At 45.1% G+C, this 24,726-nt stretch carries 20 protein-coding genes; 11 read left to right on the forward strand and 9 right to left on the reverse strand.

The genetic code is table 11. The annotated features are described in order from the left end of the window. Positions 1-330 precede the first annotated feature (330 nt). The 7 genes from AC27G9_RS10710 to AC27G9_RS10740 all read left to right on the forward strand — a co-directional run bounded on the left by AC27G9_RS10710 (position 331) and on the right by AC27G9_RS10740 (position 7,051). Complete coding sequence (locus tag AC27G9_RS10710; protein WP_487073976.1) at positions 331-1,215, forward strand: sulfotransferase family protein; 885 nt, start codon at positions 331-333, stop codon at positions 1,213-1,215. 71 nt (positions 1,216-1,286) lie between these two features. After that, entirely contained in the window at positions 1,287-2,480 is a 1,194-nt protein-coding gene (locus tag AC27G9_RS10715) for a hypothetical protein (protein ID WP_487073978.1), read from the forward strand. Between the two features lie 24 nt (positions 2,481-2,504). Beyond that, positions 2,505-3,611, forward strand: coding sequence for a glycosyltransferase family 4 protein (locus tag AC27G9_RS10720; protein ID WP_487073980.1), 1,107 nt, complete (start codon positions 2,505-2,507; stop codon positions 3,609-3,611). Positions 3,612-3,681: 70 nt separating this feature from the next. After that, complete coding sequence (locus AC27G9_RS10725) at positions 3,682-4,599, forward strand: glycosyltransferase family 2 protein (protein WP_487073982.1); 918 nt, start codon at positions 3,682-3,684, stop codon at positions 4,597-4,599. 201 nt (positions 4,600-4,800) lie between these two features. Further along, the gene (locus AC27G9_RS10730) at positions 4,801-5,244 is read left to right on the forward strand and encodes a hypothetical protein (protein ID WP_487073984.1); all 444 of its coding nucleotides are present in this window, start codon (positions 4,801-4,803) and stop codon (positions 5,242-5,244) included. After that, a complete protein-coding gene (locus tag AC27G9_RS10735) occupies positions 5,241-5,714 on the forward strand; it encodes a glycosyltransferase (protein ID WP_487073986.1) in 474 nt (157 codons plus the stop codon). Before AC27G9_RS10730 ends, AC27G9_RS10735 begins: the two co-directional genes overlap by 4 nt. A 17-nt stretch (positions 5,715-5,731) precedes the next feature. Further along, the gene (locus AC27G9_RS10740) at positions 5,732-7,051 is read left to right on the forward strand and encodes an MATE family efflux transporter (protein ID WP_487073988.1); all 1,320 of its coding nucleotides are present in this window, start codon (positions 5,732-5,734) and stop codon (positions 7,049-7,051) included. Between the two features lie 175 nt (positions 7,052-7,226). Here AC27G9_RS10740 and AC27G9_RS10745 read toward each other — a convergent pair whose 3' ends face one another. Beyond that, complete coding sequence (locus AC27G9_RS10745) at positions 7,227-7,862, reverse strand: peroxiredoxin-like family protein (protein ID WP_487073990.1); 636 nt, start codon at positions 7,860-7,862, stop codon at positions 7,227-7,229. 97 nt (positions 7,863-7,959) lie between these two features. Further along, positions 7,960-8,781 (reverse strand): sterol desaturase family protein, encoded by an 822-nt coding sequence (locus tag AC27G9_RS10750; protein WP_487073992.1) that lies wholly within the window; start codon positions 8,779-8,781, stop codon positions 7,960-7,962. Positions 8,782-8,865: 84 nt separating this feature from the next. Here AC27G9_RS10750 and AC27G9_RS10755 point away from each other — a divergent pair, with 84 nt between their 5' ends. Continuing rightward, positions 8,866-9,525 (forward strand): Crp/Fnr family transcriptional regulator, encoded by a 660-nt coding sequence (locus AC27G9_RS10755; RefSeq protein ID WP_487073994.1) that lies wholly within the window; start codon positions 8,866-8,868, stop codon positions 9,523-9,525. Positions 9,526-9,534: 9 nt separating this feature from the next. Here AC27G9_RS10755 and AC27G9_RS10760 read toward each other — a convergent pair whose 3' ends face one another. After that, positions 9,535-10,083 (reverse strand): nuclear transport factor 2 family protein, encoded by a 549-nt coding sequence (locus AC27G9_RS10760; RefSeq protein ID WP_487073996.1) that lies wholly within the window; start codon positions 10,081-10,083, stop codon positions 9,535-9,537. A gap of 190 nt (positions 10,084-10,273) precedes the next feature. Here AC27G9_RS10760 and AC27G9_RS10765 point away from each other — a divergent pair, with 190 nt between their 5' ends. Continuing rightward, complete coding sequence (locus AC27G9_RS10765; RefSeq protein WP_487073998.1) at positions 10,274-10,657, forward strand: winged helix-turn-helix transcriptional regulator; 384 nt, start codon at positions 10,274-10,276, stop codon at positions 10,655-10,657. On the opposite strand, the gene AC27G9_RS10770 is transcribed toward AC27G9_RS10765, so the two are convergent. From AC27G9_RS10770 to AC27G9_RS10785, 4 genes are all read right to left on the reverse strand, one after another. Then, the gene (locus tag AC27G9_RS10770) at positions 10,658-11,113 is read right to left on the reverse strand and encodes a flavodoxin domain-containing protein (RefSeq protein ID WP_487074000.1); all 456 of its coding nucleotides are present in this window, start codon (positions 11,111-11,113) and stop codon (positions 10,658-10,660) included. Positions 11,114-11,153: 40 nt separating this feature from the next. After that, complete coding sequence (locus AC27G9_RS10775; protein ID WP_487074002.1) at positions 11,154-12,848, reverse strand: protein adenylyltransferase SelO; 1,695 nt, start codon at positions 12,846-12,848, stop codon at positions 11,154-11,156. 184 nt (positions 12,849-13,032) lie between these two features. Further along, on the reverse strand, positions 13,033-16,116 hold the full coding sequence (locus tag AC27G9_RS10780) for a WD40/YVTN/BNR-like repeat-containing protein (RefSeq protein ID WP_487074004.1): 3,084 nt from the start codon (positions 16,114-16,116) through the stop codon (positions 13,033-13,035). Between the two features lie 45 nt (positions 16,117-16,161). Then, complete coding sequence (locus AC27G9_RS10785) at positions 16,162-16,920, reverse strand: hypothetical protein (RefSeq protein ID WP_487074006.1); 759 nt, start codon at positions 16,918-16,920, stop codon at positions 16,162-16,164. A 282-nt stretch (positions 16,921-17,202) separates the two neighbouring features. Between AC27G9_RS10785 and AC27G9_RS10790 the strand changes: the two genes are divergently transcribed. Beyond that, positions 17,203-20,469, forward strand: a complete 3,267-nt coding sequence (locus AC27G9_RS10790; RefSeq protein ID WP_487074008.1) for a VPS10 domain-containing protein — start codon at positions 17,203-17,205, stop codon at positions 20,467-20,469. Positions 20,470-20,526: 57 nt separating this feature from the next. On the opposite strand, the gene AC27G9_RS10795 is transcribed toward AC27G9_RS10790, so the two are convergent. Next, on the reverse strand, positions 20,527-21,879 hold the full coding sequence (locus AC27G9_RS10795) for a hypothetical protein (RefSeq protein WP_487074010.1): 1,353 nt from the start codon (positions 21,877-21,879) through the stop codon (positions 20,527-20,529). 228 nt (positions 21,880-22,107) lie between these two features. Here AC27G9_RS10795 and AC27G9_RS10800 point away from each other — a divergent pair, with 228 nt between their 5' ends. Next, positions 22,108-23,652, forward strand: a complete 1,545-nt coding sequence (locus AC27G9_RS10800; protein ID WP_487074012.1) for a winged helix-turn-helix domain-containing protein — start codon at positions 22,108-22,110, stop codon at positions 23,650-23,652. On the opposite strand, the gene AC27G9_RS10805 is transcribed toward AC27G9_RS10800, so the two are convergent. Continuing rightward, positions 23,636-24,712, reverse strand: coding sequence for a serine hydrolase domain-containing protein (locus AC27G9_RS10805; RefSeq protein ID WP_487074014.1), 1,077 nt, complete (start codon positions 24,710-24,712; stop codon positions 23,636-23,638). The genes AC27G9_RS10800 and AC27G9_RS10805 overlap by 17 nt on opposite strands. Positions 24,713-24,726: the final 14 nt, after the last annotated feature.

Consider the following 24,726-nt stretch of genomic DNA (forward strand, 5'->3'; position numbering starts at 1 on the left):
TAGTCGCTATTTGTAAGTTTATGTTTTTATTTGCGAAATATGTTTATTAATAAGAGGGTATAGAAGACGAATCACGGCTCCACGATATTGCCATGTGATTCATATTAAAGGCATTTTGCGTTTTCATTATTAGAATGCATTGCAAATTGCAATTTGAGAAGCACTTAGAATGATTTTGCAATCGGCACAAAATCGTCCAGATGCACGTCTTTTAAGGGATGCTGACGTTGCACTCTATTTGGCACGCATCTCGCTTTACTCCAGTTAATCCAATTTATTAACTTAATCGTGCTAACCAACTATAGTTGTTAGTATTCAAGGAGGTGTATCGTGCCGGATGTCTTTATTTTGGGTTTTACGAAATGTGCTACAACAAGTATGTACAACCAATTCATGCAACACCCTGACGTATCGAATACGAAGCGCAAGGAGCCCCATTATCACTTCGCCCAAGTCATGGGAGAGCACTTCGACGGACCTGCGGACAACGACACAGTAAGTCAGATGTTCGTAACGGAAGCGTCGCAGTATGAAGCGTTGTATGAACCGGGTAAGCTGGCGATTGACGGCTCAGCGATGTCAATTGAGCATCCACGAGTGCTAGAGGCAATCAATCGACAATTCCCCAATGCTAAATTTATCATTATGCTCAGAGACCCAGTAGAGCGCGCGTTTTCAGCTTATTCGCATCTCGTAAGGGATGCGCGAGAAACCGTGAGTTTTAAACAAGCCATAGCCCAAGAGCTCAACGGGGAACGAGAAACTTACTTGCCAATTTGGCAAAACATTCAATCGAGCCGATTCGTTGAAGCTACACAATTCGCCCGTAAACTATTTGGCGACAGACTGAGAGTCGTGAATTACCGAGACTACGCCAAAGACAATCAACGTGTTATGGATAATTTGGCTGACTTCATTGGCATTTCTTCAATTGATTGGCAACAAGATTTTGCCAACCGTTCTGGTGTGCCTCACTCTAAGCTATTACAAAAAGTATTGATGCGTCAGTCCGTCGCAAAAACCTTTTTTGTTAAGGCCTTTCCAGAGGCTTTTGTGACGAAACTCAAGCGGACATTAATGGAAAAAAATACGGGTAAAAAGCCAGAGATTACGGCTGAAGAGAAGGCGTACTTCAAGCAATTGCTCGCGGATGAAAAAAGTAAAATACTGCCCGGTACGCCTGACACAGCATTATTGAGTGCGCTGTATCAGTGATGGAAAACACCAAGCAAATTTCCATTGTGCCACACATTCTTTTTGGGATGTTTGTGTTGGAGCTATTCTTCTTGATGGTAAAGAAGGTGAGTTTGGCACTCTATGGCCCATTTGATTTGTTTGAAAAGCTATTTCCGATTATCGCCATTGGGCTACTGGTGACAGTTATTCGACCACGCCTCAATTGGCAATGGTGGGCAGCGTTGTTTCTCTATCTCTGCTACCTAGCCTATGGCGTGCTAATTTCTCTTGCTCATCAAAAAGGGATGAAAATCATATTGGTGCAGATGTATCACGAGTTGAAGTTTTTTCCCATGATGATGCTGTTCTCTGTGGCGCGGGTTGATCCCATATGGATAAACCGAACGGTAAAAATAATTAAACCACTCATGTTCATGTGTGTTTTGCTAATACTATTTCAAATAGGGGCTTCTGGGGCGTATGACGCCGTATTTAGCAGTGGTGGGCATTTTGAACCCGGCCACTTTGGGGGAATGTTATTACCCCGTTTTGTTGGTTGGTTTTGGCATCCCGGGCAAAGTGCTTTGTTTTTTACCATTGCAGCTGTCTTGATTAGCGTTGAGTTTAAGCGCGGTAATCTGCGCTTTGGACACTCTCTGATTTTTTTATGTGTAGTGTTTGTCATTCTGTCTATTCAGCGCTTGGAATTGATGCTTTTGTTAATGGCGTTGCTTGCATTGAAGGTGCAACGCGTTATGAACTTTGACTACCGGTTTGTTTTGTCATTGATCGTATTTGGCTTTTTCACCTGGTTGATTACTTACCTTTCTTGGGATCAAGACCACGCATGGATAGTGTTGGAAAACTTTGAGTCACCTCGCGTTATTTTTTTGGTGGAAGCGGTATTTGAACTGTTCAATAGCAATTTTTTGGGTAGTGGTTGGGGCACGATAGGCAGTCACGCTGCCGCCGATGTCGCCAATGTTTATGAGTACAACGCCATGAAGGACTTGTGGTGGATTCAACTTGGTCAATATTTTTATGATACGTATTGGCCGCATGTAATTGGAGAAACCGGTATTCCTGGTTACTTTTTCTTGCTGCTTTCTATGACATTCATGGTTTGCGCATTGAAGCGTCCTGAAGCCAGTTTACTGTTGTTCCTTTTATTATTGACCAGTGCATTGTCCTCGAATGCACAATCACTCTATCACTTGACCATTTTCGGCTGGTTTATCACCTTGTTTGAGAGTGACAAACGAGATTGGCGGGAAGAAATGAGCGGTCGAGCTGTGACGGCTTAGCTTTGATGATACAGGAGATCGACGATGAGTAATGACAAGCAACGCAAGGGGATTGCTATTATTGGGACCAAAGCCCGTGGCGGGATTCGAGCAGTGATTGAAAATCACATTCAAGCCGGTGTTTACGATGGCTATCATCATTACTTCATTGCTTCACATGATGATGGAAGCGTAACGAAACGATTTCTCGTTTATTTCTCAGCGATGTTTTCGTTATTGGGATTATTGATGACTCGAAAGATTTCAATTTGTCATCTCCATGGTTCTCACAAAGGCAGTATTTTTAGAAAAGCCTTCTTTATTTTCTTGTGTCGGTTATTTGGTTGTAAGGTCATTTTCCATCTGCACGGCTCCGTGTTTGCTCGAACTTACGATAATGCGGGTGGCTTCTATCAGCGTATGGTGCGCTATGTACTCAATCATGCTGATAGCGTATTTGTCCTGTCTGAATATTGGGCTAACTATGTAAAGTCTATCTCGAACAATCATGACATTCGGATTATCAATAACTTTCCCTCCCCGGTGTTTGAAGCATTGTTCGACACCCGCGATTTTTCCAAAAAAACGGACTTGGAATTGTTATTTTTGGGGTTTATCGGGCCACGCAAAGGCATTTACGATTTAGTCGATGCAGTTGTGTTACTCAAACAGCGGGGTGTTACTGGTTTTAAAATTAAGGTTGGTGGGAACGGGGAAATTGACAAATTAAAAGCAATGATCAGTGAAAAGGGCGTCGAGCACTATTTTGATGTCATTGGCTGGGTAACTGGCGACTTAAAGTATCAGTTAATTCAGGAGTCGGACCTACTTTTATTGCCGTCACACAATGAAGGCTTGCCGATTGCCATTGTGGAAGCCATGTCAGCGGGATTAGCGGTTTTGAGTACGACGGTTGGCGGTATTCCCGAGGCTATTCCAGACGATACCTATGGTTTATTGATCGAACCGGGGCTACCTGAAGCGCTCTCTGGGGCCATATGCCGGTTTATAGAAACAGAGGGACTGATCGAAACGGCGGCAAGGAACTCGAGAGCGCGCTACGAGACTACATACAGTGCCAAAGCAAACCTTGTTGTCATTCGCAGTGTGTTAAATGGGTTGCTCAGTCAAGATCAAACTGTGCGTTCTTAAGGCGTGACAATGGTGGTGGCGAAAAATTGTCAAGCAATCTAAGACTCACGCTAATCTGAGGGAGGGAACAATGTCTGCTCAGGTTTCAGTAATTATTGCCGCCTTCAATGCGCAAGACACACTGGGTAAGGCAGTTGAATCTGTAATAGCGCAGCACTACAAAGCAAATGAAATTATCATCGTAGACGATGCTTCTTCAGACGACACCTTGGCAGTTGCAAAGCGCTATGCAAGCCGCCATGAAAACATAAAGGTGTTGACGTTGGAAGAAAACGTCGGTCCAAGCCAGGCACGCAATCTCGCACTAAATTGTGTGCAAGGAGATTGGGTAGCGGTGCTGGATGCCGACGATGCATTTTTACCCGAACGTTTGATGCAGTTACTAACGAGTGCAAATGCACACAGGCTAGATATGATTGCTGATAGTTATTACCTTTCTCCGTCTCAAACACAAGTCTCTGCTAAGACTCGAATGACGTCTTTGTTTACTAAGGACCAAGTAACGGAAGTGGACTCGGCAAACTTCGTTAGGCATGGGCTGGGCTCGGTAAAGCCTCTTATTCGTAAGGCAGTTATCGATAAATACCAACTGTCTTTTTCTGCTGACGTGCGATCAGGTGAAGACATGTTGTTGTACACCCAGTTATTGATGCACGACGTGAGGTTCGGATTTTTAAACACACCACTTTACATTCGAACAGAGTTGCCCAGTTCTCTATCAAGAGGAGACAAAATGGCCTTCCTCGAAGGCGTCAGGGATGTCATTGAAAGACTTGAACGCATGGCGATACAAGCACAGCACAAGGATCTAACCCTAGTCGACGCGCTTCAGTACAGAAAAGAGGTAATCAACGATGCATTGGCCTTGGCGAAGTGGCGTACGTTTGTGACATCTAATCGACACCACATGCCACCACTGTCGAGCGTTTTGGGCGCCGTACGGCATTTGATTCTAAGAAAGCATCGTTATTTGTTGGCAAATGTGTAACGTCTTTTGTGATTGTCCCCTCGCATTCTGCACATAAATTGCAATCCACATTTGTTTTTTGCGAATTCAGCGACATGCTTTTACTTGTGATTCAATTAAGTTTTTGAATTTTATGAAATATTTATATTGGAATGGCCTTTGCACTAGCAATAGCAATCAACTTTAAAATCAATCTAACTCAGTACGAGTGGGAGTCTTGCTATGAAACAGAAAAAAGTACTTGCGGTCGCATCTCAAGGTGGTCACCTAATCCAATTGCTCAGACTAAAGCCTGTTTTTGATCGTTTCCAAACTAGCTATGTTTCAAACCATTATCGCGAGGGGATGGGAGACGATTTCTCATCTATAATTGATGCGAACGGCGATGAAAAATTCAAGCTACTTGTACTGTTTTTTCAAATGGCTTGGATCATACTGAAAAAACGCCCCGATGTTGTGATATCAAGTGGTGCCGCGCCGGGTTTCTTTGCTGTCATGCTTGGCAAAATCGTCGGTGCAAAAACCATATGGATCGACAGTATCGCAAATGCTGGAGAGCTATCACTGTCGGGTAAAAAAGCGGGTACATTTGCCGATCTGTGGTTAACACAATGGCCTGCTCTCGTCACGCCAAACGGACCTAAATATCAAGGGAGAGTACTATGATTTTTCTTACTGTTGGCACCCAACTGCCCTTTGACCGTTTTGTTGAAATCGTTGACCAATGGGCGGCGAAAAACCCCGAGGTCGAGATTTTTGGTCAAATAGGAGAGGGGGACTACAAACCCCAACACATAAAATATTGCGCCTTTCTCGATGAGCAATCATATAAACAGCAGTTCGATAAAGCCAATGTTGTGCTCGCCCATGCCGCAATGGGCTCAATTATCACTTCGTTGATTGAATCAAAACCTGTCGTTGTTTTTCCGCGCAAAGCGTCGTTGGGAGAACACAGGAATGAACATCAACTGGCAACCTGTGAAAACCTTGCAGAGCTTGAAGGGTGCTACGTTACCTACGAAAAAAATCAGCTATTAGAACGACTCGATAACATCAAAGACCTTCAGGCCGGCTCGTTGGGATTGTATGCCAATAATGACCTTTTGAAGAGCATCGAAGACTTTATTTCAACTTAAGGTAGAGTAATTGGCTTATGGATAAGGTGCTCAATGTAAAGGCGTATTTGACTCAGCCCCATCTAAGAGAAATGTTGATGGGGAGTCTTGCCGGCTTAATTGTAAAAGTATTGGCTGCTATTAGTTTGTTTGCGATGAATGTTGTCGTTACACGTTACCTTGGCGCATCTGAAGCCGGTCTATTTTTCCTTGGTTTTACGCTTGTCACTATCCTCGCAACCTTTGGTCGCGTTGGCCTTGAGCAAGCGTTGGTGAGGTTTGTTGCAATTGAAAGCGCCAATCAGGCGTTTGGCCGCTTGCGCAATGTCTACGGCAAGGCGGTGTTGTGGTCGCTGATTACAAGTCTTTGTATAACCGCTGTGGTGTGGCTTTGTGGTGATTCGCTTAACCGTTATGTTTTTCGCTTAGCCGGGTTTAGCGAAGTGTTGAAAATCATGGTGGTGGCGACGCCCATAATGGCCCTATTTGTTATTCATGCTCACGCGCTCCAGGGGCTCAAAAAAGTATCTCGCTCCATGCTAGTACTGAGCGTTATCCTGCCTATCAGTCTATTGATGATGGCGTTAGTTGCGCCAACCGACAATGCTGTTACTTTGGCTTGGTATTTTCTTGCATCCTGTTTGTTAACGCTAGCTATCGGTGTCGCTATGTATATGGCGGTATCACCAACAGTGAAAACACCTGAAGTATTTTCTTCTCAATTACTGCTTCAAACCTGCATGCCGCTATGGATGGTCGCGATTCTGCACCAAGTCATCCAATGGTCGTCTCAACTCATGTTAGGAGGATGGGGGTCTGCGGAAGATGTCGCGTTTTTTGCCACTGCACAGCGCACCGCGATGCTAACGAGTTTTATTCTATTTGCAGTAAACACTATTGCCGCGCCAAAATTCGCAGCAATGCACGCCGCTGGCGATAGTAAAGGGCTTGAGAAAATGGCTATTTTCTCAGTGCGTATGATGTTAGTGGTAGCCGTGCCTGCTGTGAGTTTTATTTTACTTTTTCCCGAATGGTTAATGAGCATGTTTGGCGAAGAGTTTAGAGCCGCAGCGCCTGCACTGATGATTTTAGCACTTGGCCAATTCGTTAACATTGCCACAGGTTCAGTGGGTTATCTCTTGAGTATGACAGGCAACGAAAAGAAAGTTCGCGACAACGTCTTGATCAGTGGATTGGTGAGTATTGGTCTGGGTGTGTTGCTTATCCCAAATCAGGGTGTCATGGGAGCGGCTATCGCTTACGCCGCTGGTGTTGCCTCACAGAATCTATTGGGCGTGTATCAGGTGAAAAAGCAATTGGGCTTCAACACGTTAGCTTTTTGGCGCTCTGTACCTTAAGCCATTGATGTTGCGGTTCGCCTACTTGTCAGTGAGTCCAGAGCTCGAGCTACATTGGGTAATGGAGAGGCCGGATTTTTGTACGAGGACGATTGGTTTATGTGAGTGAACTTGAGCATTTAGCAAGCTAATGTGGCCACCATTTGAGTGGCCACATTGTTTCCCGCCCTAGTGCTTATAGCACCGCGAGTACGTCTTTAGGATCGGCACGGTGAGTATAGTCTGCTGTAACATCAGCAAATATCACGGTTCCCGATTTATCAACGGCGAAAGTGGCGGCCAACGGTAGATCGAATTGACCCTCACCATTGTGATTTTCGACTTCAATACCAAAACTTGAATAGATAGGACGAAGTGCTTCAGGTAAAGAAAATACGATACCGAGTGATTTGGCAAAGTCGGCGTTTACGTCAGACAAGACTTTAAAATCAAGTTCGTTCTTTTCGGTAGTAGAAAGAGAGGCATCAGGTAATTCTGGTGATATCGCAACCAAAGACGCCCCTTTCGCTTGTATCTCTGCCAATACATTTTGATAGGCTTTTAATTCCATATTGCAGTATGGGCACCATCCGCCACGATAAAAAGTGATGACAACCGCACCTGACTCTGTCATTTCGTTGAGTGTGACTTCACGACCTAATTGATCTTTGAGAGAGAAATTTGGAAAAACCTCTCCCACTTTGGGCGCAAATTGCTCAAGTGCTTTCGCTTTGAGCTCCGCTGTTGCCCCCGCCATGACCTCATAGATATCGCTCGGGATATTTTCGACTGCCGCATTACGCATTTCTGCGAGTTGTTGTGTAAGAGACATAATCACTCCATTATTTGAACAAGTGTTCAAATAATAGCTAGAGCCAGTTGAAAGTCAATTACTTTTTGAACGATCGTTCATATTTGGTAGATCACCCCTAGTCCTGTCTTCGCGGTGAAGCGCCCCTTGGCGTTTTGTATATGGGCCACAACAGTTGTTCTTTCCAGTTGGCTTTACGCATTCCCTGAACGCCATAAGCCGCTGGGTACTGTCGAGAAATCTTAGCCGTACCAAACAAGACATCCCAAAAGAATAATAGATTACCGAAATTACCTTTGTAGTGCGTAATGCCGTCCTCCACGTGCAGTCCATGGTGGGCTGAATGAGTGGAAGGTGTCGATATTGTTCTTTCCACTATCCACGCGACAGGAGATAGCCAGTGGTAACGGTACAAGAATCTATCCCATTTCCATTCTGCATGGGCACCGATAATAACTGTGAGTTTGATAATCAAGTAGCCTGCATACACGGTGCCGAAACCCAAGTAGACAAGTACTCCTGAGAGCCATATTGAGGGCATCATCAGATAATAAAAAATATTGTTGCGATACACGATGCGTACACTCATGTATTTGCCGTTGTGGTGAGCTCTGTGCAAATTGTACAAAGGTCTGAAAGTGTGTGATGCGCGATGCCACCAATACTGAGTCATGTCATCGAGAATGAGAAAACAAAGAATTTGCCAGCCCACAGCTAGGTCGATAAAGGCCCCATTAAGGTGTGGTGCAAAGTGCGCCAGCAGCTCATGTACCACAAACAAGATCAACGGTTGGGTGAAGGCAAACAAGGTTAAGGTACTAACTGTTTCCACTTTGATGTCGTCTGCGACTTCAGATTGTTTGTGAAACAATTTTCCGCGGTACGCTTCAATTAGACCAAATGCGATAAATACGACGAATATGACCAAGGACTCGTTCATAATTGATTTCCAGTTCACTTATTTGATTCACACGCTAGCATCTGCTTAACTGACCAAAAATATACTTTTATAGTTTTGGTGGATATGAACGATCAGCACAGTTTACCCATAGCACTTGTCGAAGCGTTGGAAAATGTGGGGGCGCTAGTAAACTACACTGATGGACAGGTTATTCACGAGAGAGGTGACGCTAAGCCTGGGCTGTCGATAGTGAAACAGGGCCAAGTGAAGGTAGGTAACTACGGCAAAGAAGGGAAATACTGCCTGACTCGAATTCTGGTAAGTGGAGAAACCTTCGGTGAGTTCACATTATTCGCAGATTTACTTCGAACTCACAATGCCGAAGCGGTTGGCGATACCCAAGTTATTCAAGTTACTCGTCAGCAATTCAATGCACTGAGTCAACGATTACCGGATCTCACCGCGGCACTCCTGTCGACGCTGGCCGTTAAACTACACGATAGTTTAGAACTCTTGGACGACATTCGCCGTTTACCGTTACCCGTGAGAGTGGCTAAATCGATACTGGCCATTCAAAGCCAACATCCATCAAAATTGACGCTAACGATGACGCAAAATCAGCTTTCTGAGATTTTAGGGGTCACGGTTTTGTCTGTTCATAAAGCGCTAAAAAACTTAGTCGATAATGAATTGATAACACTTGGATATGGAACTATCACTATCGACCAGTTAACAAAGCTCAAGTCTTGGGTCAAACAAGCGTCTAGCCTTTCACACGTATAGACCGACCGACTAAAACACCCCGTTATCATTCTCAATGTCGCCGCCGGCCAGTAGTGCGTAAAATCGCATAAAGCCATCGAGAGCTTGTATCGCATCCCAGTGTTCGACGATCTTACCGTCTTCCAGACGCCACGTATCGATGATATTGAGACCCTTCTCATCATCACCTCTATCCGCTTTGTCTAGTGTTGCATGAGAATGGAATGTCACATAATTGCCATCCACGGTGATGCGTTTTACGTCATAGCGATAGTCGGGATAATCCTCGACAAACGCTTCAAGAAAGCCGACCAATCCAGTGATTTTATCTGGAATGTTTCTGTTGTGTTGAACATATCTACTGTCATTGTAATGGGTGAGTATGTAGTCAAAATTGTGCTCGTTCATTAGCTTTTGAACGAAATCAACGACACTAGCGACATTGCGCTGTTCAGATTCTGACCAATGGTCTTGAGAAAATTTATTGATGTTGATGACCATCTCAGTATTAGAGTTGGTGTCGGCCTCCGCCGCTGTCACAGTCAAAAGCAAAGACAAGATAAGTATGATTTTCCGCATAATGATTCATCCCATTTAGTATAAAAATTTAGTGTTAGTTACTAATGTATACTTATAGTAAAATACAAAAAATAAGGATTCAATTAGGCACCAAAACGTCGGTTAGTTACCTTTTGGTAACTCGCGGATACATTTGGAACGTCATTTGAACAGTGAGCTTAGCGATATTGAGAAATTACGAGAGGTGTATATGTCTGAGCAATCGAATACTAGTGAACGCAGAGTATTTTTGAACGATGAAAATTGCCCAATTCGAAATGTTGTCGCACAAATTGGTGACAAGTGGTCAGTATTAATATTGTTTGCGCTTGTCGATGGTGAAGATAGATTCAACTCGCTTAAAAAGCGCATAGTGGGTATTTCACAGCGAATGTTAACCCAAACATTAAGAGATCTTGAACGAGATGGGTTTGTCAGTCGTACGGTTTATCCTGAAGTACCGGTAAGAGTGGAATACACGCTGACAGAGATGGGGCGAGGGTTAGTTAAGCCACTTTATCAACTGGTTTCGTGGGCCGATGAACACCACAGTGATATCAAAAGCGCGAGGCAATGCTTCGACGCGAAGCCGTAATCACTTCGCGTTTTTTAAACCCGACAATACCCATTCATACAAAGGCGTATCGGCTGGTGTCGCTTTAAATGCGTCTAGGGTCAATATGTCACTGAGAGGAATGGCGTGACTGAACTTCAGTGCCGTATCAAGGGTTTGACCAGCGAGGCCAAAGGCCTTGTAGCGGCTATCGCCGAAATTAATGAGCAGGTACTGGTGCCCTGTCATGTCATAGTGCCTTTCGGAGAGTTGAACGTGGATACGCCGCATCCAGGGTGATAATTCACCCTCGCCTGTGTTGGACACGCAAAACAACAGTGTTTGGTTTGGTTGCACTAATATATCGTCGAGGGTCGCGTACTCGTGGAATACAATGGTGTAATCTCGTTCAAGTTCCGTTCGCAGTGCCTTAGCAGCTGCCAGAGCAGTACCTGTAACTGAACCAACAACAATGTGAAGAACGGGTTTTGACGCCAAAATGCAATGCCTCTAAGTTTATGTAAACGGTCGATCTCAATCAGGAAGAACAACTGTAATGAGAGATACCACCAGTGCCAAATAACTCAGAGGGTTTGCGTTGGTAGAATTTTTCCGAGATATCTTGAGTTTGCTCGTCGTATGGCGCGTTAAGTACAGCTTGCAGCTCGTGAATCAACGAGTAGTCGCCGCGTTCTGCTTGTTTATAGGCTGGTGCAACTAGCCACTCGCGCCAAGTATATTTGGGGTTGACGCGCTTCATTTCAGCACTGATTGCGACGGGATTATTGTCCGTGCTCAACGCCGTATGCCAGGCGTTTAACCAATCATTCCAAGCGTTGATATTGTCACTACTCAAGGTAGTGTAAAAACTTTGATTAAGATGAGATACGTCTCGTGGTAGTTCACAAAGTTCTCTAAAGAAAATGGTGTAATCCACACCGATTCGCATCATCAGTTGGAGCAATGAGATGACCAAGGTGTGATCATATTCTGCTAACCCTAATTTCGCTGCCCACATACCCTGCATTTTGTTATCCATAACAGTGGCAAACTCATCTTGAATTTGCTCAAGATAATTGAGCTTATCAGGTGATTCTGCTAGCAATGGTGTGATAGCTCGGCAAAACATTTCATAATTTTTCTCGGCGGCAACAGGTTGATTCAAAAATGAAAAGTGACGTCCCCCTCCAGTCCAGGGCTGAAAGACAGGGTCAAACTTGTCGCAGAATCCGAAAGGGCCATAGTCCAGCGTGAACCCACCGCCAGCGCAGTTGTCACTGTTAAAATTGCCCTGACAATAACCAACGCGAATCCAATTGGCTACAAGGGAAGTCAGACGATCACGAAATGCTATGGCCAGTTGCATTAGTTGATCGTCAAATGACAATGCTGAGTCAATATCCTCGGCGTACTCCCGTTGTATCAAATGCTGCACAATCGCTTTGAGCTCTTGATGTGCATTGGGGTGTTCAAGGCTACGCGCCCGCCGCCCAAACAGTTCAAGCTGGCCGACTCGCAGAAAAGAGGGAGCAACTCGAGTTGATATAGCAACGAAATTGCTGACTAAAATTTCAGGATCAACTGAATCTGAATCTTCTAGGTACCAAGGCCTATCAACGGTATCTGAGGTTGAAGCAAACAAACACAATGACCGAGAAGTCGGCACACCGAGGGCATGCATATGTTCCTGTGCTAAGAACTCCCGTACGCTTGAGCGCAGTACCGCACGACCATCTGCGCCCCTACAGTATGGCGTTGGACCAGCGCCTTTGAGCTGCATTTCCCAACGCTGGCCATTCAATACGGCTTCCACAATGGAAATGGCTCGTCCATCACCATAGCCGTTGCCCGTTTGGAATGGGCATTGTTGAATATACTCGGTGCCATAAATGGATAGGGCATAGCCTGTTGCCCACCCATGTGAACGCATGGGGGAAGGGAGCTTGTCCATATCGCCACTAAACAAGGCCATGAATTCTGGTGTTGTCGCCAAAGAATCACTCAGGCCCAGTTCGTTAAAAAACGTCGCACTGTGACTAATATAAACAGGGTTACCAATGGGGGTGGGTTTCACTGGCACATAGTGCCCTGAAAACACTTGCCTTGGACGGTAGTCGATTCCTGTTTCTGTTGAATTGGGATCGGCTTTGAGCGTATTCAGCAACGAATAATCTATTCGCTCTGCGAATTCATTGAGTGTTGTTACAAGACCACTGTCATTTTTCACCGGCATACCCTAACTATCAATGGGACTGAGATTTTACATCACTACGTCTTTGATAAATGGGTTCGATCAATCGTTTCTTCAACTCTGACTTGTGATTACTTCATAGCGAAGCGTGTTTATAGCAAAAAAAGGATAAAAAAAGCCCGGTAGACTTGAGCATCTGCCGGGCTAGTGTTTCTCGAGAATGGCGTTAATCAGCTAAAAAATCTTCGAAGGATTTAATATCGATTTTTGCTGCTTTCTCGGCTTCTAACAACTGTGTTAGTGCTGGAATGTCGGTTTTCTGAAGCTCGCTGAACTCAGTTTTTGCTTTGTCGAACATGCCCTCAATCAAGTCTAGATTTTGTAACTCTGACTTAGAGGGAGGCACAAAGCCCTGCGTGATTTTACTGTACAAATCGGCCAGTTTTTCACGTAGTTGTGGCTCTGCAGCACCAACGTAGTTGTCACCTGTCGTGATAACCAAGGTTTCTTTCAGTTTAAACAACTTGTCGGAAATCGCTTTCGCTTCCTCAGACTCACTTTGTGCAGCTGCCGCCATATACTGGTCAACTTGATACACTAGGTACGCTAGGTCTTGTGTCATGTCATAAAGCTTCATAGTGGTATCTTGAAGCTTACGACGCTGACGCTTAGACAAAGGCGAGTCTGGATCGTTTTTCAATTCCAACGTGGTTTCGTAAGTCTCTTTACCTTTGGTCAGCACAACTTTGTAGGTGCCTGCTGGCGCCGTTGGCGCAGAGAATCCACCAAACGTGAACGTTTTGCCTGTCGCAATCTTGGGCACTTCAAGGTGGTAATCCCAATTTACAATGTTGATGCCTTTTTTCTTACCCGCTGCCAGTTCAGCGACACGCTCACCGTCTTCATTAAAGATCTCTATCTTCATTTTGCCGAAGATATGCTTTTTCTTCATGTAGTAAGCAATTTTGGCATCATTGTTGGGGTTACGGCCGACAAACTGAGTTTCTCTTCCATAAGCACCAGCACTAAAGCCTTGCTCTTCATCGATAATGGTAGCTCCGTCAGAAGGCAAGAAATGCAGCTTCTTGGCGAGGACTTCGTCATTGAGAGTTCGCAGTGGTGAAATGTCATCGATGATAATGACGCCTCTACCATGTGTTCCCAAAACAAGATCGTTAGTTTGCTCTTGCAGTGCAATGTAATGAACCGCAGTTGCAGGCATATTGTTGGTAAATCGTTGCCAACTTTCGCCACCGTTTAACGACACATACAAGCCAAACTCAGTACCCAAGAACAACAAGTCAGGATTGACAGTATCTTCTTGAATATTACGCGCAAAGCCTTCGATGTTGTCTTTGTGCAGCGGTGTCCAAGTCTTACCGTAATCACTTGTCTTGTATACATACGCTTTCATATCACCAGAGGTGTGACCTTCAAACGTTGCATAGGCGGTTTTCTTGTCGTGTACGCTGGCCTCGATGTGAGATACCCAGGTATTGGCTGGCAGACCGGGAATATTTTCGACAACGTTTGTCCAAGACTTACCGCCGTTTTTGGTAATTTGTACGTTACCGTCATCCGTACCCACCCAAATAACATCTTCGTCACGGCTTGATTCGGCAATGGTGAAGATAGTCGCGTGGTTTTCGGCACCCGAGTTGTCCATGGACAAACCACCTGATTCGCTTTGGTTTTGCTTTTCAGGATCATTGGTCGTCAAGTCTGGAGAGATAATTTTCCACGTATCGCCCATATCATCAGACACGTGTAGGAACTGGCTTCCAATATAGATACGGTCTGGTTCATTAGGGCTTAATGTGATTGGTGCGTTCCAGTTGAAACGGAATTTGGGTGTACCCTCGATAGGCAAAGGCTGAATGGTTTTTAGTTGCTTCAGTTTAGTGTTGAAGCGCCATACATTTTCAGCACCTTGCATCTCTGAGTAGATGATTGGCTTGGTCGCGTGTTTCAAAACACGGAAACCGTCGCCCATACCCACGCTTTTCCAATCACCGGCTTTCACACCGCCCGTTGCAGAAGATGGCCCATACCAGCTACCGTTGTCTTGCAAACCACCATAGATATTGTACGGTTCGGCATTGTCGACACTGACATGATAGAACTGGGAAACGGGAATGTTCTCAACGATTTCCATGGTAGAACCGCCATCCCATGAACGATATACACCGCCGTCAGTTGCGACAAACAGCTTGTCTGAATCGTTAGGGTCAAACCAAATATCATGAATATCTGGGTGCATGGTACCCAAGTTAGTAAAGGTATTACCGCCGTCTCTAGAAATAGAGCCAAATAGGCCGCCTTTTACTAGGATATCCGGGTTTTTAGGATCGACCGTGATACGTGAGAAGTAAAACGGACGAACGACTAAGCCGAAATCGCTGTTTAGGTGAGTCCAAGTTTTACCGGCGTCGGTCGAGCCATATAGCCCTTTGTCTTCATCTTTTTCTGTTTCAAGTACAGCATAAAGTCGGTTTGGATCCGATGGCGCTACCGCTACCGCAATCCGACCTAGCTGACCTTCAGGGAAACCTTGATGAATCTTATCCCAGCTTTTACCGCCGTCTGTGGATTTGTACAACGCACTGTTTGTACCGCCAGAGTTGAACGACCAACCTGTGCGACGGAACTCCCACATGGATGCATACAATACATTAGGGTCATTGGGATCCATAATGAGATCGGCACAACCGGTAGTCTCGTCAACATAAAGTTGTTGTTCCCAGGTCTTACCGCCATCTACAGATTTATATACACCGCGCTGTGTACTATCTCCCCACAAACCGCCGAGTACACCAACGTAGATCTCGTTACTGTTGTTGGGATTGACAATAACGCTACTGATGCGCTCTGAACCTTCAAAACCCATCAATTGCCAGTTTGAACCGCCATCGGTAGTTCTAAACAGACCATCGCCAACGGAAACGCTGTTACGTGTCCAAATTTCACCTGTGCCAACCCAAACGGTGTTATCAGGGTCGTTAGGATCGACTTCTATCGCACCAATGGACTGGGGGAAGTCATCAAAAATAGGTTGAAACGTCGCGCCGCCATTTGAGGTTTTCCATACGCCACCGCCTGCTGCGCCTGCGTACAAAATACGGCTGTTAGTTGGGTGGCCTTCAATGTCACCAAATCGGCCACTCATGAGTGCCGGGCCGATATGTCGAGCTTGTAAGTCACCAAATATAGGGCTGCCTTTGGCTTTGTCGGCAGCCAAAGCTGAGCCAGACGAAGCCATAGTCATAGCAATAGTTGCCGCCAACGCCCAACGTTTAGGGAGTTGATTCATGATTCTATCTCCTTGTAGACATACTGTAGTGGTATTGATTTCGACTTATTGTGCAGCCGGAAATGCAAATACGCTTTCGTCTACCGTTGGATTTAGCTCAATGGCATTGATTGTTACTGGTGAAGCTGAAGCTGGCTGGCCTTTGATGCTCTGTGTCATAGAGAATGGGAAGTAGATTCCATCCACTTCTTGGTAATCGCTCATTTTGACTTGCTGCATTTGACCTTTCATCGGGCCTGCGTTGACTTCACTTTCAGTCATAACCAAGATCATAGTCTCGGCATCAAAGTAGTAATACTCAATGTTTGGTTTTTCTTGACCTTCTACTGTGATTGGCTCTTTAGTCAGCTTGATTTTGAATGCATCTTCACCATCTACTGTCTCTGTTCCCATCAGCTCGGCGCTATAACCTTTCTCTTCATAGTCGATGAGTGAATCAGGGAAGTCGTTGATGTTGAGTTTCATGTTTGCAGTTTGTTCTGCCTGGGCTTTTTCCGCTTTCATTGTCATAAAGTTGGTATTCCATAGCGTCTCACCGTCGAATACGCCCTGCATGATTTCTTGCCCTTGTACTGTCGCTTTTGTGTATTGCTTACCCGATGCTTGTTGAACGATTTCCAATGGGAAAGTCATTGGACCCTGGCTCACCTCTGCGCTGATCTTCATGCCCTTGATGGCTTTCAAGGCCTCTTCACCACCGATATTTTCATGGTAAGTCGTGATAATTTCGTTTACGTCAGCCGCTTGAGCGAAAGAACCCATGCTAAGTAAAAGTGCTGGCATTAGAATTTTTGCTAGTTTCATGTCGATATCCTTGTTGCAATTAACCAAATTTTATTTTCGTTACAAGTGTCGTTAGTCAGTGATAACGCGAAAATATTACAAATCGTCGTATTTAAACTTCATGTAATCGATAAAGCAGTATATTGGACGCTGCTATTGTTACACTATCTCATTATGTAAAAAAAGTGTGACATTTTGTTTCGGTCACGATAACTAGCAGTACCGTTTTTCTGTGTTATGTTAAAACGGATAACTCTACCAATAGCCCGATGACAGAAGGGCAACCCCAGGGGAAAAAATAAAATGCCAATATCAAAGCACCTAACATTGTGTAGCCTTGCTGCTGCCCTTGTTTTTTCGACGGGAGTGGCGGCCAAAGACGAGGCAACCAGTCCACTTGCAAGTATTCCACTCAGAAATATCGGGCCCGCTATGATTTCGGGACGAATTTCAGATTTCGCGGTTAATCCGAGCAGACCGAGTGAATTCTATGTCGCTACGGCGTCTGGTAATTTGTGGAAAACGTCAAATAATATGACGACTTGGACCCCCTTGTTTGAGCATCAAGGCGCCTATTCGATTGGTGTGATTGAAATGGCACCGTCAAACCCTGATGTGCTCTGGGTTGGCTCGGGTGAAAACAATTCTCAACGTTCGGTCGCCTATGGTGATGGCGTTTACAAGTCTCTAGATGGTGGCAAAACCTGGAAAAACATGGGACTGAAAAATTCAGGCCATATTTCTCAGATTTGGATCGACCCCACCAATGCAGCTCACGTATTGGTGGCTTCTCAGGGGCCACTGTGGAGCAATGGTGGTGACAGAGGCTTGTATGAAACCAAGGATGGCGGTGATACGTGGAATCGAATCTTAGACATTGACAAGTACACAGGGATTAACGAGTTTGTTGTTGATCCTGAGAACCCGAATAATATTGTTGCAACCAGCTATCAACGTCGTCGCCATGTGTGGACATTAATAAATGGTGGCCCGGGTAGTGGGATTCACAAAACGACCGATGGTGGTAAAACTTGGTCAAAAGTGACGTCTGGTTTGCCAACAGACAACATGGGCCGTATTGGTATTGCGATGGCACCGTCCTCTCCCAATATGCTTTACGCTATCATCGAGTCCAATGACAAGGAAAAGGGCGTATACCGTTCCACAAACTTTGGCCAAACATGGTCGAAACGCTCAGGCCACATGACTAGCAGTCCTCAGTATTACAATGAAATCGTCGTCGACCCTCACAATCCCAACAGGCTGTACTCATTGGATACTTTCTCTAAAGTGTCAGAAGATGGTGGTAAAACCTTTAAATCCATGTCCAATGAGTTTCGTCACGTAGATGATCACGCGCTCTGGATTGACCCTGATAACACGGATCACTTGTTAATTGGTGGAGACGGTGGGGTTTACGAAAGCTGGGATAGAGGACAAAAGTGGCGTTGGGCCAATAATTTGCCACTAGGCCAATTTTATCGTGCTCAGCCTGATAATGCTGAACCCTTCTACAACGTTTGTGGTGGTACGCAAGACAATAACTCATTGTGTGCGCCGTCTCGTACAGACGTTATTCACGGTATTACAAACGCAGACTGGAACATTGTGATTGGTGGCGATGGCTACAAACCGCAGATTGACCCTAATGACCCCAACATCATCTATGCTCAGTACCAATACGGTGGTTTAGCGCGCTATGACAAGCGTACTCGCGAGAGAGTGTCGATTACGCCACATCCGAAAATGGGAGAAGATGCCTACAAATGGAATTGGAATACACCTTTACTGCTGAGCCCTCATAATCCAACGCGCATTTTTTATGCTGCAGAAAAGGTCTTTCAATCAGATGATAGAGGTGAAAACTGGCGTGTGATCAGCCCAGATCTGACGCGTAAACTCGACCGCAACAAGCTTAAAGTTATGGATAGAGTGTGGAGCGTAGATACCATTGCAAAAAATGCCTCCACTTCTATGTACGGTTCGATTATTGCGTTGAATGAAAGTCCTGTGAAAGAAGGACTTTTGTACGTGGGCACCGACGACGGCTTAATCAGTGTCAGCGAAGACGGTGGTGCCAATTGGCGAACTGAAGATAAGTTCAAGGGTGTTCCCGATATGTCTTTGGTCGAAGATATTATTCCTTCGTCACATGATGAAAATGTCGCTTACGCGGTATTCGATAACCACAAGCGAGGCGATTACAAACCTTATGTGTTGAAAACGACGAATAAGGGGAAAAGCTGGCGTCTGATCAGTAACAATCTTCCTGAGTGGGGCTCTGCCCATACGATTGCCGAAGACCATGTAGACCCCAATTTATTGTTCCTAGGAACTGAGTACGGCTTGTTTGTCAGTCAAAATGGTGGAAAGAGCTGGTCGCAAATGAAAGGGAATTTCCCAACGATCTCTGTTCGCGATTTAGAAATACAGCGTCGTGAAAACGATTTGGTCGTGGGTACATTTGGACGCGGTATCTATATCCTCGATGATTATACGCCACTTCGTAGTTCTACTGAGCAGTTGACGAAACAAGAAGCCACGCTATTCCCAGCCAAAGATACTTGGTTGTATTTAGAAGGTTATCAATATGGTGGTGAGCGCAATGGGTCTAATGGAAACGCGTTTTTCAGTGCGGATAACCCTCCATATGGCGCCGTTTTCTCTTACTATTTGAAAGACGGTTACAAAACACTTCAGCAAATTCGTCGAGCCAAAGAGCGAGAAATCGAAAAGGCTGGTGGCGATACGCCATATCCAAGTTGGGACACCTTGCGTAAAGAAGACCAAGAAGAAGCGCCAAAAGTCTTCTTGGAAGTGAAAGATGCAAATGGCAACCTAGTGCGTCGTGTCAACGCGCCAGCGAGCAAAGGATTCCATCGCGTTGCTTGGGATATGCATTACCCTTCAAGTGCGCCAGTGAGTTTGTCATCACCGTCGGGTTATGTGCCACCTTGGGCCATTCCTCCGAAAGGACCTATTGCACTACCGGGCGAATACACAGTGACCTTGAAAAAGCGTCAATTTGGTGAAGTAGTGACATTAGCCGAGCCACAAACTTTCAATCTTAAACTATTGAACAATAGTCCTGAAATTAGTCAGGATCGAGAAGGCCTAATGGCCGTGCAAAAACGAGCTGCGAACCTGTTCCGCTCAGTCCGCGGGGCTTCAAGAGCTCAAGGCGAATTGAAAACACGGATTAAGCACCTCACGGCCGCTGTGGATCTAACGCCTAGTGCCACAGAACAGCAAGCGCAAAAGGCACGAGAACTGGCATCTCGTCTCGCCCAACTGAGTGTATTGCTTGATGGGGATTCAACAGTGCGCGCTAGACAAGAGCCAGTACCATGGTCAGTATCGGGTAGAACATCTAGTCTTTACTACGCCATTAGCGGTAGTCAAAATCGCGTATCTGGGAACCACCTAGCGTCACTGGATATTGCAGAAGCAGAGTACACTAGAATGGCAGATCAACTTAAATCGCTGCAAGCTGATATCACAGCGCTTGAAGCGGAACTTGAGTCAGCTGGCGCGCCGTGGACACCAGGTCGTATTCCGACGATAGACTAATAAGATAGTAATAAAAAAGGCCGCATTAAGCGGCCTTTTTCATTTCTACTCATTGAATCAGAAGATAGAAACTTCCATCGCATCTATTTGCGTACCGCTGTCTTCTTCAGAAGTAAACAATTTAATGGTGTACCGGTCGTGGTCGATTTCAATGATATCTAACATATAAAATGCGTTGTCACCGGCAGCAGCTAAGGCGTCATCTAACGATTGCCCAGCGTAGAAAGGGCCAAAATGCCACGTTGGTGAAATACCATCAATATAACTTGAAGAAAGCAGAATTTTTTTCACGCCATCTACCGCGGTTCTTACTAAGGTGTTGGCATCGATCAGCAGGTATTGTCTACCGTTTTCTTTAGAGGTTTTACCCAATGACGACTGAAGTAGAGGCGCTGAATCTATCTCAGTAAACTCTCCCAAGCTCGATAAGCTAGTATAGAGATAATCTAGACTCGTTGATTTAGAGAGCTGATTACTATCAAAAACGATAGGCGTTGAGTCTTTCGTTTTTAACTCAAAACCAATCACTCTGCGATTTCGTTCTTCTCGCTGATTTTCCAAAAAGACTTGCGTATCGAGAGTCAATGATTGTGATGGCGTATTGAAACTGGGAGTGTCGCTGGCATCTGTACTTGCGAGGGCTTCTCCTCTTTCTACGGTTCCCCCTGCAACCCATTTGCGATCGTCGAATCTATCGTCAAACACCAACTTGTTCATCAACTCTTCGTTGAACAAACTTTTGCCAAATTTCGCGGCAACCAGAACGCCATTTTGGAACGTTAACCAGTGACGTCTACCATAGGCAATGAGCTCCATATCTTTGTTGTCACTTGACCAAAATGAGGGCGTACCGAAAACCTTGATAACCTCGTCTCTCGGCGTGCCCAACTTAACGCCGTACAACCCATCGGTAAAAGAGACATTAACGTTACTGTTCAGTTCAGGGCGCACAATCGATTGTGGAAGACCGAATGTGAGAGTTTTGTTTTCTCCAATTTTCACCTGACCAAACGATGCGAGCTTTTGTCCAAGCGCGTCAAACTCAGCGGCTTTGCCACCAAGTTCATGAGGCGCACTACAAGTTTTCAAATGTTCGACAGTTACATGGAATCGCATAGACTCATCATAAGCGGGTAGTAGTTCTCGATTCTTTACAACGAGGTACTGAACACCATTGTCTTGTGCTTTTTTGAGGATATCTTGGTGTAATTCCTTCATTTTATTGGAAATATAAAACTGTGGGCTTTCTTTGAAGTCACTGCGAATCATGCCAGTGTGTTTCACGGTATCGACGATCTCAAAACCGCAATCGGGATAAAATTCGAGGAATTCGGCGTTATTTTGGGCGGTCGCCAAAGAGGTATTGATGAGTAAGCTAACGCCTACAAATAATGATTTCCCTTTAATCATAACGTGTCTCCATTTCGTAGTTGAATAGCGTTTTTTCGATAATGCTTATTACTAATATTCGCTAACTCTATGATTTAAAATAGCCATTTGATTATGTCGCAGATTAATCTGGATTGCACGACATACCTTGCTAAGGCCTTTGCTCTATATTTTTTGAGCGGTTTACAGCGTTAATGGAAACAAGGTAACGTTAAGTTACACATGTTGCTAGGATAGGTTGAACAGTAAATGAAGTATCGTCTCGACGACTTGCAGATAGATCTCATCGCAGAGCGCGTTTATAGAGGAAGCGATGAACTGAAGGTATCGGGGCTCAATTTTAAATTATTAGCATTTTTGCTTAAACACGATGTGGAAGTTGTCACATTCGATCAAATTATCGAGGGCGTCTGGTCTCCTACTCAAGTCAATAATGAGACGATTGCTCAAAGAGTACGGTTGCTCAGAGTCGCTCTCAATCCAACGGGTGAATTCTCCCAATACATACGTTCAGTGAGAGGATCGGATTATCAGCTTTGCTCTCAACCTGAATTGTTGCTGCCAGCGAAGACTCGGTTAACGCCTTCACTGAAGTTGTACCATTTAGCTGGTGCTTTTTTCTTGCTGCTTTCGTTGATTTTTATTGGCGTGTTGTTTACGAGTTCTGAAGATTCATCACCACTAACGACTTATCAGAAACGGCTAGAACGAGCGCAACACTATTTGAATCAGGGAGAAAAAGCAGATATTGAACGGGCACTTACTCTGTTGGAATTGATTCAATTGGATGGAAGCAATGATCCTGACTGGTTGCTCGCCAAAAGTTTTGCGTTGAGCGCCAGTGTTTGCCGATATGGTGCCGATGCCGTGTTGGCCCTAGAAGCCGAAACTTTGTCAAAACGCGCGTTGAGTCTTGACGATACGGCGACTCATGCTTATTTCACCCTGGGCTTTAGTCACGATTGTCGAGGACACACACGCCAAGCTATTTCATACTACAAACAAGCGATTGAGCGGGCATCAGACCCTGAGCGTGTTAATACATCAGCGTTGGCTTATTTGTTGGGTGAAACCGGCGCTATTGCGGAATCATTAGCGCTTCACAAAGCATTAGAAAACCTTCAAGTGAGAGAGGACTTTTTGTATCTCCAGTTGGGTAGAAACTACGAATTATTGCAATATCACGAGCTGGCGGCGGGCTACTACCAACTCAGTTTTGAATTGTATCCCGACAATGTTTTTTCCAATGTTGCTTTGCCATTTTATTTGTTCAAGCAAGGTAAATTCGAACAGTCTAGAGTCATTATGGACGTTGCAAAACAGCGTCCACACCACGCTGATTTTTACGTGTTGCAAGCTGAGCATGATTTACTTGCTGGTGATAGCAGTGCCGCTCTTGAGTCACTGCAACAGGCCATTTCCTTAGAGCCCAATAATTACTACTATCAAACTCTGCGCGTAATACTCACAGTGCCTTTAGACTCTGACTATTTGGAAAATCGGGCTTCTGAGATCGAGTCTTATTCCGGCTTAGAAGACAACGCTTATGCAGCACTTGAATTAGCGCTGGTATACAGCACACTCGGCCATACGCAAAAGGCAGAGCAGATGCTGGTTCATGCCATTAAAGTAGGCTATCTCGATAGCCTACTTCTGGAGCGGTCTCGTCTATTTTCATCTCTTAGAGACTTGCCTGACTTCAAAAATACATCACGTCTGCTTGACCAATTGGTTGTCGCACAACGCGAGAATGTGCCTGTAGAGCACCTCAAAATGGCTATGGCTGAGGACTAGGTATAGAGGGCAATATGATGTCCTGGAAGAAGGATTGACTTTTGCGATGCCCGTCTCGTTGGCCGAAATTGGTGCTGGTGATCACCGCGACGAGCTTGAGTGCTGGTGAGACGATGACGTAGTTTCCACCATTTCCAGACATCGACCAAACACGAATATTTTCCCCTTGATAAACAAATGGCATCTGCCATATCTGATATCCATAGCCGAAATTCTCACGAGGTTGTGCTCTTGGGGTCAGCATTTGTTCGATCCAGTTTTCACTGAGTAATGTTTTGCCTTGCCACTTTCCTTTGTTCAGCAGAAGTTGACCCAGTTTCAGTAAATCACGACTAGAGAGCTGTGTTCCGCCTGCAGTCGAAGCCTCTCCACTTGGTGTATATTGCCATTGGACCCGCTTGATACCCATAGGTTTAAATAGGTGGCGATTGGCAAAGGCATCAAGGGGCGCTTCTATTAATCTCTCGAGTGCGATACCTAGCAACGCAGATTGCGCGGTGCAATACGAAAATGCTCTACCATAGGGTGATGCCTCGGGTGTCTTGACCCATGCGGGAAACCCTCTTATTGGCAAATTCACGGTAAATGACGCCCAGTCTTCGATAATGTACATGCGTTCTTCGTTGCCGCGGGAAAATTGATTTTCATCATCACATTCCAACAATGAGCTCATGGTTAACATGTCTTCGAATGTTATGCCCAGTTTTCTAGGGTCTACATTCTCGGATGTAAACTTGTCTTTGAACAAGGTGAGAATCGGTTCATCTACTGACTGAAGGTAGTTTTTCTCAATAGCGATACCCGTTAGCAAGGCAACCAAGGTTTTGGTTGCTGAGCGAGTATTATGGAGTGTACTTTCATCGCTACCTTCGAAATAACGCTCGTAAACAATAGTGTCGTTTTGCGCTACAACAACGCTAGTAATGCCACTGTATTCGGTTTGGTGTTGCGTATCATTGAACAATGTCAAAGGCGAAGTTGAGGCAGCGTAACAAAGCTGCATACTGATGATTGCCAATAGTGTTGTTGCCTTGCTAAATACCCTGAAGCTAGTGCTCATTTCGAGTCCTTATT

The sequence above is a fragment of the Alteromonas sp. 5NS40-0096 genome, assembly GCF_057544385.1.

What these genes read in the sequence shown, in the direction of transcription:
- AC27G9_RS10735 (WP_487073986.1), top strand. Translation starts at nt 5,241, where the DNA reads ATGATTTTTCTTACTGTTGGCACCCAACTGCCCTTTGACCGTTTTGTT.
- AC27G9_RS10740 (WP_487073988.1), top strand. Translation starts at nt 5,732, where the DNA reads ATGGATAAGGTGCTCAATGTAAAGGCGTATTTGACTCAGCCCCATCTA.
- AC27G9_RS10755 (WP_487073994.1), top strand. Translation starts at nt 8,866, where the DNA reads ATGAACGATCAGCACAGTTTACCCATAGCACTTGTCGAAGCGTTGGAA.
- AC27G9_RS10760 (WP_487073996.1), bottom strand. Translation starts at nt 10,083, where the DNA reads ATGCGGAAAATCATACTTATCTTGTCTTTGCTTTTGACTGTGACAGCG.
- AC27G9_RS10750 (WP_487073992.1), bottom strand. Translation starts at nt 8,781, where the DNA reads ATGAACGAGTCCTTGGTCATATTCGTCGTATTTATCGCATTTGGTCTA.
- AC27G9_RS10800 (WP_487074012.1), top strand. Translation starts at nt 22,108, where the DNA reads ATGAAGTATCGTCTCGACGACTTGCAGATAGATCTCATCGCAGAGCGC.
- AC27G9_RS10745 (WP_487073990.1), bottom strand. Translation starts at nt 7,862, where the DNA reads ATGTCTCTTACACAACAACTCGCAGAAATGCGTAATGCGGCAGTCGAA.
- AC27G9_RS10775 (WP_487074002.1), bottom strand. Translation starts at nt 12,848, where the DNA reads ATGCCGGTGAAAAATGACAGTGGTCTTGTAACAACACTCAATGAATTC.
- AC27G9_RS10805 (WP_487074014.1), bottom strand. Translation starts at nt 24,712, where the DNA reads ATGAGCACTAGCTTCAGGGTATTTAGCAAGGCAACAACACTATTGGCA.
- AC27G9_RS10720 (WP_487073980.1), top strand. Translation starts at nt 2,505, where the DNA reads ATGAGTAATGACAAGCAACGCAAGGGGATTGCTATTATTGGGACCAAA.
- AC27G9_RS10765 (WP_487073998.1), top strand. Translation starts at nt 10,274, where the DNA reads ATGTCTGAGCAATCGAATACTAGTGAACGCAGAGTATTTTTGAACGAT.
- AC27G9_RS10790 (WP_487074008.1), top strand. Translation starts at nt 17,203, where the DNA reads ATGCCAATATCAAAGCACCTAACATTGTGTAGCCTTGCTGCTGCCCTT.
- AC27G9_RS10730 (WP_487073984.1), top strand. Translation starts at nt 4,801, where the DNA reads ATGAAACAGAAAAAAGTACTTGCGGTCGCATCTCAAGGTGGTCACCTA.
- AC27G9_RS10795 (WP_487074010.1), bottom strand. Translation starts at nt 21,879, where the DNA reads ATGATTAAAGGGAAATCATTATTTGTAGGCGTTAGCTTACTCATCAAT.
- AC27G9_RS10780 (WP_487074004.1), bottom strand. Translation starts at nt 16,116, where the DNA reads ATGAATCAACTCCCTAAACGTTGGGCGTTGGCGGCAACTATTGCTATG.
- AC27G9_RS10785 (WP_487074006.1), bottom strand. Translation starts at nt 16,920, where the DNA reads ATGAAACTAGCAAAAATTCTAATGCCAGCACTTTTACTTAGCATGGGT.
- AC27G9_RS10725 (WP_487073982.1), top strand. Translation starts at nt 3,682, where the DNA reads ATGTCTGCTCAGGTTTCAGTAATTATTGCCGCCTTCAATGCGCAAGAC.